This is a genomic window from Pseudophaeobacter sp. 1A09344, from assembly GCF_041008745.1.
Lineage (GTDB): Bacteria > Pseudomonadota > Alphaproteobacteria > Rhodobacterales > Rhodobacteraceae > Phycobacter > Phycobacter gallaeciensis_A.
The window spans coordinates 276,554-292,476 of record NZ_JAXGFS010000006.1; the positions used below are offsets into that span (position 1 = coordinate 276,554).

The following is a 15,923-nucleotide window of genomic DNA, read 5'->3' on the forward strand; positions in this document are numbered from 1 at the left end:
CCCTCCCCTTTATGCTGCCAGTCTTTGATGATTGGCGACTATTTCTTCTGCCAGTGCCCGGTACGCCCGCGCCCCCAGCGAGTTCGTATCATAGTTCAGGACTGGTAGCGCATAGGACGGCGCCTCGCTCACCCGTACATTCCGGGGAATCACAGTCCGGAAGACCAGCTCACCCAGGTTGTCGCGCGCATCCTGTTCAACCTGTTGCGACAGATTATTGCGACGGTCGTACATCGTCAGCACTACACCTTCGATCCTAAGATCCGGGTTTGCCGCCTGCCGTACCTCACGAATCGTCAACATTAGCTGCGATACCCCCTCGAGCGCGAAGAACTCACTTTGCAGCGGGATAAGAACCGAATGCGCGGCGACCATGGCATTCACCGTAAGCAGGTTCAGCGACGGCGGGCAATCGATCAGTATGTAATCCCATTCGTATTCGTCCATCGCCGTCTGTCGCAGGGCGTCATGCAATAGGAAGCTGCGCTTTTCGTTGGAAACCAGTTCGATATCGGCGGAACTCAGATCCACCGTCGCTGGAATAACGCAGAGATCCTCGATCTCAGTTGCCCGAATAACCTCGGACAGCGGCGCATCATCAACCAAAAGATCGTAGGTGGTGTAATCCCGATCATCGGCCTCAATTCCCAGGCCGGTGGATGCATTCCCCTGCGGGTCCAAATCAACGACGAGAACGCGCAATCCGCCTTCGACCAGGGCCGCAGCGAGGTTTATTGCCGTCGTTGTCTTACCTACTCCACCCTTTTGATTAGCAACCGCGATGATACGTGGCCCATCCGGGCGGGATAAGTCAGACACGAGCAACTCCCTCTATTTTCAGTACGACCGCGTCGGGTTCAGTTAAACTTGTAATCGGTTCGAAATCGAATCGCCATCGTTGCCGCGCGTTATCCACTTCTTTTTTCCAGTTTGCACCTTTTGGGAACAAGGCGGTGCCTGTCGGGCTGAGGTGACGTTCAGAAAATTCCAGTAGGAGCGACAGATCCGCAAGCGCCCGCGCAGACAGAACATCCGCATTTTGCGGGTCCGCCTGCTCTATTCGCTTTGAAATTACGGTAAGTTTCGCCCCGCACTCCCGTGCCGCCGTACGCAGGAAAGCCGACTTTCGTTGATCCGATTCGATCAGCGTAACCTTGGTATTCGGAGATTCCTCTGCCGCCATAATGGCGACGATAACACCTGGAAGGCCGCCGCCACTTCCCATATCAACCCAGTGGTTTGGCGGAGAAACACATCGGAAAACCTGGACCGAATCGATAATATGACGGGTCCAAAGGTCATCCAGGCTGTTCCGGGAAACTAGGTTGATCTTCGGATTCCATTTTAGCAAAACTTGTTCGAATATTTTTAGCCGGTTGAGTGTTTCACGTGAAACATTCAGCCGTTCCAACAAAGCTTCGGTTGTCATGCAGTACGGCTCCGTAGGGTGGAACTTTTCCGTAATCTCGCCAAAAGCAGGGCCAGTGCAGCCGGCGTCATCCCATCCAGACGTGCTGCCTGCGCCAGGTTTTCAGGACGGGCTCGCTCCAGTTTTTGTTGCAACTCGTTGGAAAGACCTTCGATCCCGACGTATTCAAAATCCCTCGGGATCAGATAGCTCTCATCCCGCTTTAACGCTGCGATCTCTCGCTCCTGCCGGTCGATGTAATTTGCGTAAAGCGCGTCACGCTCCAACTGACGTCGTGTTGTGGTATCGCTGTTCGCGAGTTCAGGTAGCAAAGGGAAAAGATCTTCGAACGACACATCGGGAAACGCCAGGACGTCCAAGCCGGTCCGTTTATTGCCATCCTGATTTACGCGGATACCAGCCTCGGAAACCTGTTTTGGAGTGAACACCGACTTAGTCAGCAAACCACGCGCAGCATCCAAGCGCTCCATCTTCTTTTGGAACATTTCTTTGCGGGCCTGCCCCGCGCAGCCAACCTCAATCGCCAGAGGCGTGAGCCGTTGATCCGCATTGTCGGCCCGGAGGGACAAACGGAATTCCGCTCGGGAAGTAAACATCCGGTAGGGTTCCGTCACGCCATTCGTGGTCAGGTCATCGACCATAACCCCAATGTAGCTGCCGGAGCGACCAAAGACGATCGGGTCCTCCTCCCTGCTCCGCCGCGCAGCATTGAGGCCTGCGACCAGGCCCTGCGCAGCGGCCTCTTCATATCCGGTTGTACCGTTAATTTGTCCAGCCAAGAACAAGCCGGGAACTTCCTTGAGTTCCAAACCCAGTGTTAGCGCCCGCGGATCAATGTAATCGTACTCAATGGCATATCCGGGTTGAATGATCTTGGCGTCTTCCAGGCCAAAGATCGAATGCACGTAGTCCTCTTGAACATCCACCGGCAGGCTTGTGGAAATCCCGTTTGGATAAACGGTGTTATCGTCGACGCCCTCTGGTTCCAGAAAGATCTGGTGCGATGTTTTATCGGAAAACCTGACGACCTTATCTTCAATCGAGGGGCAATACCGCGGTCCGACCCCTTCGATATGACCGCCGTACATAGCAGATCGTTCAAGGTTTTCCCGAATGATCTCATGCGTCTTTTCGTTGGTGTGCGTAATCCCGCAGGACACCTGTTTTGCGGTCACCTGGGTGGTTGCAAAGGAAAAGAACGTTGGATCATCATCCCCGGGCTGCGATTCCAATTCATCCCAACGAATCGTTGTTCCGTCCAACCGAGGCGGCGTACCGGTCTTGAGGCGTCCCAACGGTAATTCAAAGCTATCGAGACGCTCTGCCAGGCTGACCGACGGCTTGTCGCCCATACGGCCGCCAGGTCGCGACACATCTCCGATATGAATAACACCACGCAGAAACGTCCCAGAGGTAAGAATGACAGCCTTCGCCGGGATTTGAGATCCATCTGCCAAGACGACGCCGGTTACCGATTGGCCGGACATGATGAAATCGGTCGCTTCACCTTCGATAATGTCGAGACAGTCCTGCTGTTCGGTAAGCTTGAGCATCTCCCGACGATAGATTGCTCGGTCGGATTGGGCGCGAGGGCCCTGGACGGCTGGTCCCTTCCGCCGATTCAGGAGTCGGAACTGAATGCCGGCAAGATCGGCAACACGCCCCATGACGCCGTCAAGAGCGTCAATCTCCCGCACGAGGTGGCCTTTGCCCAAACCGCCAATAGCCGGGTTACAGGACATCACACCAATGCCTTCGCGTTTCAACGTGATCAGAGCGGTGTTCACACCCATCCGAGCCGCCACATGAGCAGCTTCGGTGCCGGCGTGACCACCGCCGATTACAACAACGTCATAGGCTGAATGTTTCACGTGAAACACTCCTCATTTTCCAAGGCAGAAGCTCGAGAAAATCTCATCCAGGAGATTTTCAACTCCGACACGTCCAACCAACAGTTCAAGCGATCGGATTGCTGATCGCATATCCTCAGCCGCAAGATCATAATGCTCCGGTCCCAGCTCGAGAACCGATTGCGCCTGATGTAAGCTCTTCAACGCGGAAGACAAAGCCTCCCTGTGACGATTTCGGGTGGAGATCCCTGGATGAGCCGAGCGCGACTTCAATACCGTCGCAATGTGCTCAACTAGCCTATCGATCCCCTGCCCCGTTTTCCCGGAAATTGCATCTTCCGCATCATCCCGAGCATCCGCTTTTGGCAGCAGGCGAATATCTCCGTCCTGCATTTCCACGTCAGGCGTTTCGCTAGCTTCCGCCAGAAACACACGGATATCAGCATTCTCGGCCCTCTTCCGCGCCAAGGCAATACCAATGCTTTCGACGTGATCCTCGGTATCGCGCAAGCCGGCTGTGTCCAGAAGCGTGACCGGAAGGCCAGCGAGATCCATCTTTACCTCGATAATATCCCGCGTGGTGCCAGCGTATTCCGACGTAATGGCTGCCTCACGTCCCGCAAGCGCATTCAGAAGCGTCGATTTCCCGACGTTTGGCGCACCAACGATGGCCACCTCAAACCCAGAGCGGATGCGTTCGGCGATTTTGACGCCGGCGACCTCGGTTTCCAAATCCTTTTGAACGCCTGCGAGGAGGCTCGATACCTCGGGCGTAACGTCCACCGGAACCTCTTCATCCGCGAAATCAATGGTGACTTCGATCAAAGAGGCTGCCCGGATCAGATCGCTCCGCCACCGTTCGGCCAGTTGCCCAATCGCCCCAGACAGCACTACCTGGGCCTGTTTGCGCTGCGCCTCGGTTTCGGCATCGATCAGATCGGCAAGACCCTCGACCTGCGCCAGATCCAGCTGTCCGTTCTCCAGCGCGCGACGCGTGAACTCACCCGGTTCTGCCTGACGCAATCCGTCGATTTCGCCAAGCGCATCCAACACAGCAGAAACCACTGCCGTACTGCCATGCACCTGAAATTCAACGACATTTTCACCGGTAAAGCTATGCGGTGCGGCGAAACTCAGTACCAGCGCCTCATCCAGAGGATCACCTGCCGCATCCGTCAGCACCCGCAGTCCCCGTCCAGGAACCGGCACCGCAGTTACGCAAAGCGCGTTCATCGCCTCCAGCGCCTGTGGGCCAGAGACACGAATAACCGATACCCCGGCCTTCCCCTGAGCAGAGGCCAACGCAAAGATCGTATCCATGTGTGGCCGTCCTTTCCTGAGCCGCCGGGTCCTAGGTGTTCATCGAATCGAAGAATTCAGAGTTGGATTTGGTTTGTTTCAGTTTCGACAGCAGGAATTCAATGGCGTCCGTGGTACCCATCGGGTTGAGAATTCGCCGCAAAACAAAGGTCTTAGCCAGATCCCCCTTGTCGACAAGCAGGTCTTCCTTCCGGGTGCCCGACTTTAGAATGTCGATCGCCGGGAAGACGCGTTTGTCGGCAATTTTACGATCCAGGACCAGTTCGGAGTTACCGGTGCCTTTGAATTCTTCGAAGATGACCTCGTCCATACGGCTGCCGGTATCGATCAGCGCGGTTGCGATGATGGTCAGAGATCCGCCTTCTTCGATGTTCCGGGCAGCACCGAAGAAGCGTTTCGGCCGCTGCAGGGCGTTGGCGTCGACACCGCCAGTCAAAACCTTACCCGAGGACGGAACCACGGTGTTAAAGGCCCTACCAAGTCTTGTGATCGAGTCCAAAAGAATCACAACATCTCGTTTATGCTCAACCAGACGCTTGGCCTTTTCGATGACCATTTCCGACACTGCCACGTGGCGCGTTGCCGGCTCGTCAAAGGTGGAGGAGACGACCTCGCCCTTGACCGAACGCTGCATGTCGGTGACCTCTTCCGGGCGTTCGTCGATCAGCAGGACGATCAGGTAGCATTCCGGATGGTTCTTCTCAATCGAGTTCGCAATGTTCTGCAAAATCACGGTCTTACCAGTCCGCGGCGGCGCCACGATCAGGGAGCGCTGACCCTTACCGATGGGCGCGACCAGGTCGATCACACGGGCGGATTTATCCTTGATCGTGGGATCTTCGACCTCCATTTTCAGCCGCTCATCCGGGTACAGCGGCGTCAGGTTGTCGAACGCGATCTTGTGACGGGCCTTTTCAGGATCTTCAAAATTGATCTTGGTGACGTTGGTCAGCGCGAAATAGCGTTCATTTTCCAGCGGCGCCTTGATCTGCCCTTCGACGGTATCACCAGTGCGCAGAGAATACTGACGAATCATGTCGGGCGAGACGTAGATATCATCGGGACCGGGCAGGTAGTTCGCTTCGGGCGAGCGCAGGAAACCGAATCCGTCTTGCAGAACTTCCAGAACGCCGTCGCCGGCAATGTCCCATCCTTCATCTGCGCGTTCACGCAGGATCTGGAACATCATCTCGCCCTTGCGCATGGTCGAGGCGTTTTCGATCTCCAGATCTTCGGCCATGGACAAAAGGTCCTTGGGGCTTTTGGCTTTCAGATCGGAAAGATTCAGGGATTGGACGGTCATCTACATACAGCCTTTGCGTCCCCGGCATCGGGGAGAGGTGTCATTATCAAATCGGAAGACACGAATGCCCGGACGGGCCCGTTGAGGGCCATACATAGGGGCATGTCCACGATGAGTCAAATACCGCCTCAGAGGCCGCCTGAGGCAATGCTTACAACTGTGGCACGCCCGACCCTGTCAGGGGCGTAAGATCGGCCTCAGAACTTGAAAATGACCGATATGACGATGACCACCATCAGGAGCGTCGGCACTTCGTTTGCCATCCTGAACTGTCTTCCCGTCAGGCGGTTCCGCCCGGCTTCGAAATCCTTGATGCGCCACACAAGCCAGGTGTGAAACAGCGTCATACCGATCACACAGGCGCCTTTGGTCCAAGGCCATATATAGGACCAGTCGACCATCCCTGGCGTAAAGACGATGAAAAGGCCGGCGAGCCAGGCGGTGTGCATCGCAGGGCGCATGATCACCTTCATGAGCTTCTGTTCCATGGTCAGGAACACCGGACCCGTCTCTGGCACCTTCTCAGCCTGCTCCACGTGATACACGAACAGACGTGGGAGATAGAAGAGACCCGCCATCCAGCTGAGCACGGCCATGATATGGAGCGACTTTGCATAGGGGTACAGGGTGTACATCCAGTCTGTCAGGTCCATGCGTGTCTTCTCCGCCGTTCGTTTGGGTCACCCTAAAATAAATAAGAAAGATTTAAAGGATGATGTTTTTGTAGGGCCCCCTGTTTTCCGTGGATTACTGAGTGCTTCCTTCCCTTATCCCCAGCGTGGACAAGATTCCACCAGCTGGCGGCTTGAAAGGGTATAAGAATCCTTAACAGCCTTTGTTTTATGGATCGTTAAGTGATCCTTAACCTTGAGCATCGTGGGGATAACTAAGGGATCGATTGTGAAGTTCTGGGATATCCCCGGGTTTGAAGTTATCCCAATCCACGCGGGATGGATGCGGGTGAAACTGGGATGGAATCCGGGCTTTGCCTGTGGGCTTGCCAAAACCGGGGAAAACCATACAAAACGTCCTTAACTTCCGAACCGCTTTCCCACGGGGTTTTCCACATGACTGCCCACATCGTGCTCGCCTCCGGGTCCAGTATCAGGGCCCAGCTGCTGCGGCAGGCAGGCATTCCCTTTGAAACAGATGTGCCGCGTCTTGATGAAGATAGCATCAAGGCAGCCTTGCTGGCAGAGGGCGCGCCGCCCCGGGATATCGCCGATGCCCTGGCCGAGGCAAAAGCCCGCAAGATCAGCAGTAAACATCCTGGTCAGATGGTGATCGGCTGCGATCAGGTGCTTGATTTCAAGGGAAAACTTCTGTCCAAACCGCGTTCTGCCGAAGAGGCGCTGTCGCAGCTTTGTGAGATGCGCGGACAGCGGCATATGCTATTGTCCGCGGCGGTAATCTACCGCGATGGAGAACCATTGTGGCGCCAAGTTGGTCAGGTCCGGTTGCTGATGCGCAAAGCCTCGGATGAGTATCTGCGTGATTATGTGGCCCGCAACTGGGACAGCATTCGCCACGCCGTTGGCGCCTACAAACTGGAAGAGGAAGGCGTGCGGCTGTTCGCCAGTATCGATGGTAGCTATTTTAATGTCTTGGGCCTGCCGCTGACTGAACTTATAAACTACCTTGGACTGCAGGGGATTATCGATCAATGAATGCCGTGAAGATACCTCTGGCCGGGGTCATTGGATGCCCGGTGGCCCATTCACGTTCGCCGCAGATCCAAAACCATTGGCTCCGCAGATACGGAATCGCCGGACATTATGTGCCGATGCACGTGGAACCGCAGGATCTTGAAACCGTGATCCGCGCGCTGCCAAAGGCCGGCTTTGTCGGGGCTAATGTGACCTTGCCACACAAGGAAACGGTGATGACAATCGCCGACAAGGTTACGGATCGTGCCACGCTTATGGGGGCGGCGAACACGCTGATCTTCCGCGAAGATGGATCGGTTCTGGCTGATAATACAGATGGTTACGGATTTATCACCAATCTGCATCAGGGTGCACCGGATTGGAAACCGGACGCAGGTCCTGCGGTGGTTCTGGGCGCCGGCGGCGCCTGCCGCGCGGTGGTTGCCTCGCTGATCGAGGCTGGCGTGACCGAGATCATGCTGACCAACCGAACCCGAGAACGTGCGGACAAGCTGCACAAGGAATTCGGCAAACGTATCAAGGTCGTGGATTGGGTTCTGGCCGGCAATATCGTCGAAGAAGCCGCGCTGGTGGTGAATACCACCTCACTCGGGATGGAAGGGAAGCCGCGCCTGAGGGTGCCGATGGACGGTTTGCGCCCGGGCTGCGTTGTGACCGATCTGGTCTATACCCCGCTGAAAACAGATATGTTGCAAGCCGCAGAGGACGCAGGTTGCACCGTTGTCGACGGTCTCGGCATGCTGCTGCACCAGGCTGTTCCGGGCTTTGAACGCTGGTTTGGCAAACGGCCCGAAGTGGATGAGGAAACACGGGCGGCAGCACTGGCATGACGTTTAAACTGGGTCTCACCGGCTCCATCGGAATGGGCAAAAGCACCACGGCAAAGATCTTTGCCGAACTGGGCTGCGCGGTCTGGGATGCGGATGCGGCGGTGCATCGTCTTTATGCGCCAGGCGGCGCTGCTGTCGCACCGATGCAGGCGCAATTCCCAGAGGCAATTGTCGACGGTGCGGTGGATCGGAGTGCGCTGAAGGATATCATTGCCCGCGATCCCTCTGCCCTGCCCCGGATCGAAAAGATCGTGCATCCGCTGGTCGGGGAAGATCGTGCCGAATTTCGCCGTACTGCTGCCAGCGATATCCTAGTCTTCGATATTCCGCTGTTGTTTGAAACCGGCGGTGAGGCTGCGATGGACGCGGTGGCCTGCGTCACCGTGGATGCGGAAACCCAGAAACAGCGGGTTCTGGACCGTGGCACAATGACGGTTGAGCAATTCGAGCAGATCCTGCAGAAACAGATGCCAATCGAAGAGAAACGCGCCCGCGCCGATTACGTGATCGAGACTGACACGCTGGAACACGCCCGCGCGCAGGTGGAACAGATCCTGGCCGAGATCAGGAGAAAGATGGCAGATGCGTGAGATCGTTCTGGATACCGAGACCACGGGGTTTGATCCGTTTTCCGGGGATCGGATCGTCGAAATCGGTGCGGTGGAACTCTATAATCACATGCCCACCGGCAGGACCTATCACGAATACATCAACCCCGAGCGCGACATGCCCGAAGAGGCATTTGGCGTGCACGGCATCGGTCCGGACCTGCTGAGCCCGCCGCAGACGCCGGCGCCGGGAGCGGTCACGCTGCGCGATAAACCGGTGTTCGCCAAGATCGGTCAGGGGTTTCTGGATTTCGTCGGTGATGCGCGGCTGGTGATCCACAATGCCAGCTTTGACATGAAGTTCCTGAACGCGGAACTGGGCTGGATGAACCTGCCGCAATTGCCGATGGAACAGGCGATCGACACGCTGGCCATGGCGCGTAAACGGTTTCCCGGCTCACCGGCAACACTGGATGCCCTGTGCCGCCGGTTCAGCATCGATAACTCCAACCGAACCCTGCACGGCGCGCTTCTCGACTCGGAAATCCTGGCCGAGGTCTATCTGGAGCTGATCGGTGGCCGTCAGCCCGATTTCGCTCTGTCCAGCAGCGCCAGCGGATCGGATACTGCATCGGTAGACAGCAATTGGCGCCCGGAACCACGGCCGACCCCCCTGCCCTCGCGCCTGACGGCCGAGGAAAAAGCTGCCCATGATGCCTTTGTGGAAAAACTGGGCGAAGACGCACTTTGGGTTTCGGCACAGTCCTGACATATTGTCCCGACAAATAAAAAACGCTGCCGGTCTGACCGACAGCGTTTGAATTTTCAAAGCAATAAAATGACTTATTGCGTCGGTTGGGCTTCGGCCTGACGGCGTGCCAGCTCGTTGCGGTAGATCGCAACGAAATCGATGTTATCGAGGTTCAGCGGCGGGAAGCCACCGTCGCGGGTCACGTCGGACACGATGCGGCGCAGGAACGGGAAGGTCATGCGCGGGCATTCGATCAGCAGGAAGGGGTGCAGCTGATCGTCCGGAACACCCTGGATGTTGAAGACGCCGACATATTCCAGCTCCAGAACGAACAGAACCTCGCCACCGTCCTTGTTCTTGGACTCGACGGTCAGCTTGGTCATAACTTCGTACTGGTGTTCCGCCGCGCGTTTCTTGGCGTCCAGATTGACCTGAACGTTCACGTCGGGCTGAACTTCACCGGCAGCACCCTTTTGCGCCATCACGTTTTCGAACGACATGTCGCGGATGAACTGACCCAGAATGTTCATCTGGACCTGGGGCTGCTGCGGGGCTGCTGCTGCGCCCTCTGGGGTGTCGTTTTCGGCCATGGAGATACTCCTGAAAATATATCTTTGCCGATTGCTTAGCAGCTTGGCGCGGGTATCTCAACGGTCTGTCCAACCGTGGCAAACAGCGTGGCGCAACAGGCTTTGACTGTGCCCTATTTGGGGCCGTCTTCCGGGCCTTTGACCCAGCCGGAGGGGCCATCCCCCGGGCGTCTGGGCGTCACATCTTCGTATTCGCCGTCTATCACATCGCCGGGCTGCCCCGGACGCCGTTGCCCGGGATGCTGCGCATGGCCATGGGGGCCGTGGGGCCCACCGGGCCGGGCCTGTCCAGGTCCCATTCCGGCGCCCATTTCAAACCGTGCGACGGTCACCCGTTTGCTGATGTAGCGGAACACCGCAAGCCGCACCGGCGGCATCAGCAGTGCAAAACCGACCGCATCGGTGAAAAAACCGGGCGTCAGGAGCAAGGCGCCGGCGAATAGGATCATCGCCCCATGCGCCAGCGGTTCAGCCGGGTCCGACAGGGTCTGGAACGAGGAACGCAACTGCCCCATGGCCAGCCGCCCCTGCGAGCGCACAAGCGAGGTTCCCAGAATGGCGGTCAGCACCACGATGGCCAGCGTCGGCCACAGTCCGATCATCCCGCCTACCTGTACAAACAGGGCGATTTCAACCAGTGGCACCATCAGAAAGGCCAGAAAAAGATACATTTTGGGGTCCTTGGATCTTGCGCTGAACGGTGGACTTGGCCCCACCCGTCACCTACATAAGAGCAGTCCGCTTTGGTTTCAAACAAGGCACCAATGCCTAGCACGAGGTTCACATGGAGTCGCCCTTGATTCAGATTTTGGTTTTGGCCGGCATCGCCGTCTTTCTGATCCTGCGCCTGAAAAACGTTCTGGGCACCCGTGAAGGGTTCGAAAAGCCCACTCAGCCGCAGCAGGCCCCGGCAGAGAAACGCCGCCCCGACTTCGAAGTGATCGAAGGCGGTCCGGATCTGGATATCACCGATTACGTCGCCGAAGGCTCGCCCCAGGCCGACGCGCTGGCCGCGATGAAGCGGGCAGAGCCGTCGTTCCAGGTGCAGGACTTCGTGCACGGTGCACGCGGTGCCTATGAGATGATCCTGATGGGCTTTGAAAACGGCGAACTCGACGATCTGGAGCCGCTGCTGGCTGGCGACGTCTACGAAAGCTTTGTCGATGCCGTGGCGCACCGCGAAGATCAGGGGCTGACCATCGAGGCCGAATTCATCGGGGTGCGTGAAACCACGCTTGCGGATGCGCGGTTCGATGAGAGCACCCGCACTGCCGAAATCACCATGCGGTTCGTGGCTGAATTGACCTCGGTTGTGCGCAACAGCGAAGGTGAAATCGTCGAAGGCGATCCCAAGGCCGTAAAACGCCAGAAGGACACCTGGGTCTTTGCCCGTTCGATGGGCACCGACGATCCGAACTGGCAACTGGTGGCCACGGACGCATGATTGGGGCGCTACGGGCGGCATTCCGGGCAGCAGCCATTATTGGTGCTGCCATGACCGCTTCAGGCGCATCCGGCGAGACTGCCTATTCCATATTGAATTTCTCACAGCTGGACGGCTGGGACAGGGACAACCACGCCGAGGCGCTTGAGGTGTTTCTGGGGACCTGTCCCGACCTTGACGACCCCGATTGGCAAAGCCTTTGCGCGCTGGCGCAATCGCAGACGCCTGCCGGGGCCAAGCAATTCTTCGAGCTGTTCTTTCGCCCTGTCCTGATCGAGGACGGCGCAGATCCCCTGTTCACCGGCTATTTCGAACCGGAATTGCAGGGGTCGCGTTATCGGACGGACCGGTTTCGCTATCCTGTCTACAAAATGCCAAACGAAGCGCGCCAGACCAACCTGTGGCTGCCGCGCCGCGATATCCTGACAAGTGGTGTCATGGACGGGCGCGGGCTGGAAATCGCCTGGGTCGATGACCCGGTTGAGCTGTTCTTTCTGCAAATTCAGGGGTCCGGCCGGATCAAGATGCCCGATGGTGCTTCGGTTCGCGTCGGCTATGGGGGGGCCAATGGGCACCCATATAAATCGGTTGGCGCTGAAATGGTCCGGCGCGGCATCTACAAGGCGCATCAGGTCAGCGCCCAGGTGATCAAGGCCTGGGTGCGGCGCAATCCCATGGCGGGTCATGAGCTGCTGATGCACAACCCGTCTTATGTGTTCTTCCGCGAGGTGAAAAAAGTGCACCCGTCGAAGGGGCCATTGGGGGCGATGAACCGTTCGGTTACGGCGATGCGCAGTATCGCGGTGGATCCGAAGTACACGCCGCTGGGGGCGCCGGTCTGGGTGGAAAAGGACGGCGCGGAGCCGATGCGCCGCCTGATGATCGCGCAGGATACCGGATCGGCGATCAAGGGTGCACAGCGGGCGGATATATTCTTTGGCACCGGGGATGGCGCCGGCGAGGCGGCCGGCCGTCTGCGGGATCCGGGGCGGATGATCGTTTTCCTGCCCATTCAACGCGCCTATGCGATGTTGCCGGAAGATTTCTGATGACCCGGCGCAAACTGACATCGGATGAAATCGACCTTTGGCACAAGGTCGTCAAACACGCGGAGCGTCTGCATCCGGGCAGTCATACGACGCCGCCTGATCTGCCGCTGCCCAAGCCAAAGCCGAAAAAGACACCGCATCCGCACTCCGAACCCCAGATCGAAGCCTTCCGCCTGGGTAGTCGGGCGCCGTCAAAGCCTGGCAAACACGATCTGAAGAAACCTGTGGCGCAATCGCTGTCTTCGGCGCCGGTGCAGATGGATGAAAAAGCGTTTCGACGGATGAAACGCGGCAAGCTGCGCCCCGAGGGCAAGCTGGACCTGCATGGCATGCGGGTGGATACGGCGCACCCCGCCCTGACCCGGTTCATTCTGTCGGCGCAGGCCTCGGGGAAGCGGCTGGTGCTGGTCGTGACCGGCAAGGGCAAGGATCGGGACGAGCCGGGACCAATCCCCACCCCGCGCGGCGTGCTGCGTCACCGGGTGCCGCAATGGCTGGCCTTGCCGCCGCTGTCGCAGGCGGTGTTGCAGGTGACGCCGGCCCATATCAGCCATGGCGGCGAGGGTGCCTATTACGTCTATCTGCGGCGCGGACGCTGATCGTCGCGCGGTTATCGCTGGCTGTCCGTGATATCGATGAGCGACAGATCCTGAATCTGCTTTTTCTCCACCATCGGTGGCGGCAGCACCCCATCAAAGATCAACCCTTTGCGTGAAAACGCTTGCGATGATTGCCGCGCCGAACTGAGGATCGCGAGGAGCGCGGGTGAGGTGCCAGCAACCAAATGGCCCGAGCTGGCGGAATCGGCGTAATCGGTGGTGTCGATGATGCTGATCGGCAAATCCTCCAGACCATCGGTCGATCCCAGATTACCCAGCCGCGCGCGGCTGGACGTGCCCCGCAGCCGTTGCGACAGGGTCAAAATCTTGTCCTTGCGGGAAATGAAAACCAGAAATGGCTGCGGAACCGGGTTGAGGCGGCTCATCTGGCTGCGAAAGACGTCCAGATCCAGATCCGGCGACATCAGCACCACGCCGTCAAGGTTCCTGTCAGACCAGCCGGGTGTGCGGATTTCAATCTGGCGCAATGTCTCCATCGCCAGCATCGACCCCATGGAATGCGCCACCAGAACGATCCGCCGCGCGTTGCTTTTGCTGAGTTGTTTCAGCAGCCGTTCCAGCCCGTCGCGGGCAAACATCACGCTGTCGGCATCATAAGCATAGCCAAGCGGACTGCCGAGGCTGGGCCAGGAATAGACCACGGTGGCACCGGGAACCTTGGTATCATGGGTCAGCTGCGCCGCGCGAAAGGCGGTTTCGGATTGGGTGGAATTGAACCCATGCACAAAGACGGTGATGTCACGCTCGTCCGGTTCAAATTTTGCCAGTTCACGGTTCAGTCGATCCATGAAAACTGCGGAAGTTTCGATCTTCCGCCGGGCGGCCATGGTAAACTCGGTCTTCGGGTCCGGTGTGTCATAGGCAAACAGCAGCTGCCCGGGCTGGTGGTTGGGCGGGATCGAAACGGTCAATTCCAGCAGGTGATAGTCTTCGGTCCTTCCATTGCCAAACCCGCCTTCGGGCAGCGGGTCACGGATCGTGGCGGCAAAGATCGTCTTTGCCGTTCCGATCTCCAGCGCTTCGGGGATGGTCGGTGTCGACGGCCGAATGCCACAGGCGGCAGCGGCAAAAAGGGATAGAAACAAAACCTTCCGGAAAAACAACATGCCAAATATCCAACCTGTTTCACGCCTTGGATATACCGGAAACCGCCCGGTTCCAACTGGCAGGACCAGCCGCAACCGGGCGGTGTTGTTTACAGGACGTAGCGGCTCAGATCGTTGGAGCCACCCAGCTCACCAAGGTTCTTGGAGACGAATTTGGCATCAACCACGACCGCCTCGCCGCCCCGGTCCGGCGCGGTAAAGGACAGCTCTTCGAACACCCGTTCCATCACCGTGTAAAGGCGCCGCGCGCCGATGTTTTCCACCGACTGGTTCACCTCGGCCGCGATTTTCGCCAGCGCCGCGATACCCTCTTCGGTAAAGGTGACCTCGACCTCCTCGGTGCCCATCAGGGCGGTGTACTGGCGGGTCAGCGCATTGTCTGTCTCGGTCAGGATGCGGATGAAATCCTGCTCGCTCAGAGCGCGCAGGTTCACCCGGATCGGCAGACGGCCTTGCAATTCCGGCAGCAGGTCTGACGGTTTTGCAATGTGGAAAGCACCGGAAGCGATGAACAGGATATGGTCCGTTTTGACCGGTCCGTGTTTGGTGCTGACGGTGGTGCCCTCGATCAGCGGCAGCAGATCGCGCTGCACGCCTTCGCGGCTGACGTCGCCACCACGGGCATCGGAGCGGGCGCAGACCTTGTCGATCTCATCCAGGAAAACGATGCCGTTCTGCTCCACCGATTCCAGGGCAACGCGGGTGACCGTCTCGTCGTCCAGCAGCTTGTCCGCCTCTTCCCCGATCAGCACGTCATAGCTTTCGGCGACGGTGAGGCGCTTCTTCACGGTGCGCCCGCCCATGGCTTTGCCGAACAGGTCGCCCAGGTTCATCATGCCGCCCATGGCCCCGCCGGGCTGGCCGGGAATATCGAACATGCCGCCCATCGGGTTCGAGGTATCGGTGACCTCCAGTTCGATGACGGTGTCGTCCAGCTCGCCGGATTTCAGTTTCTTGCGGAACACTTCGCGGGTGCTGTCGCGGGCCTCGGTGCCGGCGATGGCGGTGATGACGCGCTCCTCGGCGGCCTTGTGGGCCTTGGCCTTGACGTCTTCGCGCATGAATTCGCGGGTCTGCATGATCGCGGTGTCCACCAGATCGCGGATGATCTGTTCGACGTCACGGCCAACATAGCCGACCTCGGTGAACTTGGTGGCTTCGACCTTGATAAAGGGCGCGCGGGCGAGTTTCGCCAGACGGCGGCTGATCTCGGTCTTGCCGACGCCGGTGGGGCCAATCATCAGGATGTTCTTGGGGTAAACCTCGTCGCGCAGGTCATCGCCTAGCTGCTTGCGCCGCCAGCGGTTGCGCAGGGCGACGGCGACGGCGCGTTTGGCGTCTTTCTGGCCGATGATGAACCGGTCCAGTTCGGAAACGATTTCGCGGGGTGTCAGGTCAGTCATGGGATTTCCCGTA

Annotated in this window: 17 protein-coding genes; 7 read left to right on the forward strand and 10 right to left on the reverse strand. The window is 58.3% G+C overall.

Annotated elements, in window-relative coordinates; all coding sequences use genetic code 11:
- Window positions 1-9: 9 nt before the first annotated feature.
- The 6 genes from SM765_RS12870 to SM765_RS12895 all read right to left on the reverse strand — a co-directional run bounded on the left by SM765_RS12870 (window position 10) and on the right by SM765_RS12895 (window position 6,555).
- Window positions 10-819: a ParA family protein gene (locus SM765_RS12870; RefSeq protein WP_274829989.1), complete on the reverse strand. Its 810-nt coding sequence runs from the start codon at window positions 817-819 to the stop codon at window positions 10-12.
- Window positions 812-1,429, reverse strand: coding sequence for a 16S rRNA (guanine(527)-N(7))-methyltransferase RsmG (gene rsmG / locus SM765_RS12875; RefSeq protein WP_274835164.1), 618 nt, complete (start codon window positions 1,427-1,429; stop codon window positions 812-814). Before rsmG ends, SM765_RS12870 begins: the two co-directional genes overlap by 8 nt.
- Window positions 1,426-3,300 carry a tRNA uridine-5-carboxymethylaminomethyl(34) synthesis enzyme MnmG gene (gene mnmG, locus SM765_RS12880; RefSeq protein WP_274838045.1) on the reverse strand — a complete coding sequence of 625 codons (1,875 nt, stop codon included), beginning with the start codon at window positions 3,298-3,300 and terminating at the stop codon, window positions 1,426-1,428. The genes rsmG and mnmG overlap by 4 nt, the downstream gene beginning before the upstream one ends.
- Window positions 3,301-3,312: 12 nt before the next feature.
- Window positions 3,313-4,599 (reverse strand): tRNA uridine-5-carboxymethylaminomethyl(34) synthesis GTPase MnmE, encoded by a 1,287-nt coding sequence (mnmE, locus tag SM765_RS12885; RefSeq protein WP_274835162.1) that lies wholly within the window; start codon window positions 4,597-4,599, stop codon window positions 3,313-3,315.
- Between the two features lie 31 nt (window positions 4,600-4,630).
- Entirely contained in the window at window positions 4,631-5,902 is a 1,272-nt protein-coding gene (rho, locus tag SM765_RS12890; RefSeq protein ID WP_065272000.1) for a transcription termination factor Rho, read from the reverse strand.
- A 197-nt stretch (window positions 5,903-6,099) separates the two neighbouring features.
- Entirely contained in the window at window positions 6,100-6,555 is a 456-nt protein-coding gene (locus tag SM765_RS12895) for a CopD family protein (protein ID WP_274833187.1), read from the reverse strand.
- 414 nt (window positions 6,556-6,969) lie between these two features.
- Between SM765_RS12895 and SM765_RS12900 the strand changes: the two genes are divergently transcribed.
- From SM765_RS12900 to dnaQ, 4 genes are read left to right on the forward strand one after another with little or no spacing between them, the layout of a single operon-like run.
- Window positions 6,970-7,569, forward strand: coding sequence for a Maf family protein (locus SM765_RS12900; protein ID WP_274835312.1), 600 nt, complete (start codon window positions 6,970-6,972; stop codon window positions 7,567-7,569).
- Window positions 7,566-8,399 carry a shikimate dehydrogenase gene (locus tag SM765_RS12905; protein WP_274829995.1) on the forward strand — a complete coding sequence of 278 codons (834 nt, stop codon included), beginning with the start codon at window positions 7,566-7,568 and terminating at the stop codon, window positions 8,397-8,399. The genes SM765_RS12900 and SM765_RS12905 overlap by 4 nt, the downstream gene beginning before the upstream one ends.
- On the forward strand, window positions 8,396-8,989 hold the full coding sequence (gene coaE, locus SM765_RS12910) for a dephospho-CoA kinase (protein ID WP_274835161.1): 594 nt from the start codon (window positions 8,396-8,398) through the stop codon (window positions 8,987-8,989). The genes SM765_RS12905 and coaE overlap by 4 nt, the downstream gene beginning before the upstream one ends.
- Complete coding sequence (gene dnaQ / locus SM765_RS12915) at window positions 8,982-9,716, forward strand: DNA polymerase III subunit epsilon (protein WP_274838044.1); 735 nt, start codon at window positions 8,982-8,984, stop codon at window positions 9,714-9,716. The genes coaE and dnaQ overlap by 8 nt, the downstream gene beginning before the upstream one ends.
- 74 nt (window positions 9,717-9,790) lie before the next feature.
- On the opposite strand, the gene secB is transcribed toward dnaQ, so the two are convergent.
- Window positions 9,791-10,288, reverse strand: a complete 498-nt coding sequence (gene secB / locus SM765_RS12920) for a protein-export chaperone SecB (RefSeq protein WP_274829998.1) — start codon at window positions 10,286-10,288, stop codon at window positions 9,791-9,793.
- A gap of 113 nt (window positions 10,289-10,401) precedes the next feature.
- Window positions 10,402-10,959: an FxsA family protein gene (locus tag SM765_RS12925; RefSeq protein WP_274835160.1), complete on the reverse strand. Its 558-nt coding sequence runs from the start codon at window positions 10,957-10,959 to the stop codon at window positions 10,402-10,404.
- A 113-nt stretch (window positions 10,960-11,072) separates the two neighbouring features.
- Here SM765_RS12925 and SM765_RS12930 point away from each other — a divergent pair, with 113 nt between their 5' ends.
- Genes SM765_RS12930 through SM765_RS12940 form a run of 3 tightly spaced genes read left to right on the forward strand, consistent with a single transcriptional unit; the run spans window position 11,073 to window position 13,380 of the window.
- Complete coding sequence (locus SM765_RS12930) at window positions 11,073-11,732, forward strand: Tim44/TimA family putative adaptor protein (RefSeq protein ID WP_274830000.1); 660 nt, start codon at window positions 11,073-11,075, stop codon at window positions 11,730-11,732.
- Window positions 11,729-12,781, forward strand: coding sequence for a murein transglycosylase A (gene mltA / locus SM765_RS12935; RefSeq protein WP_065272009.1), 1,053 nt, complete (start codon window positions 11,729-11,731; stop codon window positions 12,779-12,781). The genes SM765_RS12930 and mltA overlap by 4 nt, the downstream gene beginning before the upstream one ends.
- Window positions 12,781-13,380 (forward strand): Smr/MutS family protein, encoded by a 600-nt coding sequence (locus SM765_RS12940; protein WP_065272010.1) that lies wholly within the window; start codon window positions 12,781-12,783, stop codon window positions 13,378-13,380. The genes mltA and SM765_RS12940 overlap by 1 nt, the downstream gene beginning before the upstream one ends.
- An 11-nt stretch (window positions 13,381-13,391) precedes the next feature.
- Here the strand turns inward: SM765_RS12940 and SM765_RS12945 are convergent, their stop codons facing one another.
- Both SM765_RS12945 and hslU read right to left on the reverse strand, forming a co-directional pair.
- A complete protein-coding gene (locus SM765_RS12945) occupies window positions 13,392-14,507 on the reverse strand; it encodes an alpha/beta hydrolase (RefSeq protein WP_274838043.1) in 1,116 nt (371 codons plus the stop codon).
- Window positions 14,508-14,596: 89 nt separating this feature from the next.
- On the reverse strand, window positions 14,597-15,910 hold the full coding sequence (gene hslU, locus SM765_RS12950) for an ATP-dependent protease ATPase subunit HslU (RefSeq protein WP_065272012.1): 1,314 nt from the start codon (window positions 15,908-15,910) through the stop codon (window positions 14,597-14,599).
- Window positions 15,911-15,923 lie beyond the last annotated feature (13 nt).

Excerpts from the sequence above, each read along its gene's own strand:
- mnmE (WP_274835162.1), bottom strand. The coding sequence starts at position 4,599 with ATGGATACGATCTTTGCGTTGGCCTCTGCTCAGGGGAAGGCCGGGGTA.
- dnaQ (WP_274838044.1), top strand. The coding sequence starts at position 8,982 with ATGCGTGAGATCGTTCTGGATACCGAGACCACGGGGTTTGATCCGTTT.
- SM765_RS12945 (WP_274838043.1), bottom strand. The coding sequence starts at position 14,507 with ATGTTGTTTTTCCGGAAGGTTTTGTTTCTATCCCTTTTTGCCGCTGCC.
- SM765_RS12940 (WP_065272010.1), top strand. The coding sequence starts at position 12,781 with ATGACCCGGCGCAAACTGACATCGGATGAAATCGACCTTTGGCACAAG.
- rho (WP_065272000.1), bottom strand. The coding sequence starts at position 5,902 with ATGACCGTCCAATCCCTGAATCTTTCCGATCTGAAAGCCAAAAGCCCC.
- hslU (WP_065272012.1), bottom strand. The coding sequence starts at position 15,910 with ATGACTGACCTGACACCCCGCGAAATCGTTTCCGAACTGGACCGGTTC.
- rsmG (WP_274835164.1), bottom strand. The coding sequence starts at position 1,429 with ATGACAACCGAAGCTTTGTTGGAACGGCTGAATGTTTCACGTGAAACA.
- SM765_RS12930 (WP_274830000.1), top strand. The coding sequence starts at position 11,073 with ATGGAGTCGCCCTTGATTCAGATTTTGGTTTTGGCCGGCATCGCCGTC.
- secB (WP_274829998.1), bottom strand. The coding sequence starts at position 10,288 with ATGGCCGAAAACGACACCCCAGAGGGCGCAGCAGCAGCCCCGCAGCAG.
- coaE (WP_274835161.1), top strand. The coding sequence starts at position 8,396 with ATGACGTTTAAACTGGGTCTCACCGGCTCCATCGGAATGGGCAAAAGC.
- SM765_RS12925 (WP_274835160.1), bottom strand. The coding sequence starts at position 10,959 with ATGTATCTTTTTCTGGCCTTTCTGATGGTGCCACTGGTTGAAATCGCC.
- SM765_RS12895 (WP_274833187.1), bottom strand. The coding sequence starts at position 6,555 with ATGGACCTGACAGACTGGATGTACACCCTGTACCCCTATGCAAAGTCG.
- SM765_RS12900 (WP_274835312.1), top strand. The coding sequence starts at position 6,970 with ATGACTGCCCACATCGTGCTCGCCTCCGGGTCCAGTATCAGGGCCCAG.
- SM765_RS12905 (WP_274829995.1), top strand. The coding sequence starts at position 7,566 with ATGAATGCCGTGAAGATACCTCTGGCCGGGGTCATTGGATGCCCGGTG.
- mltA (WP_065272009.1), top strand. The coding sequence starts at position 11,729 with ATGATTGGGGCGCTACGGGCGGCATTCCGGGCAGCAGCCATTATTGGT.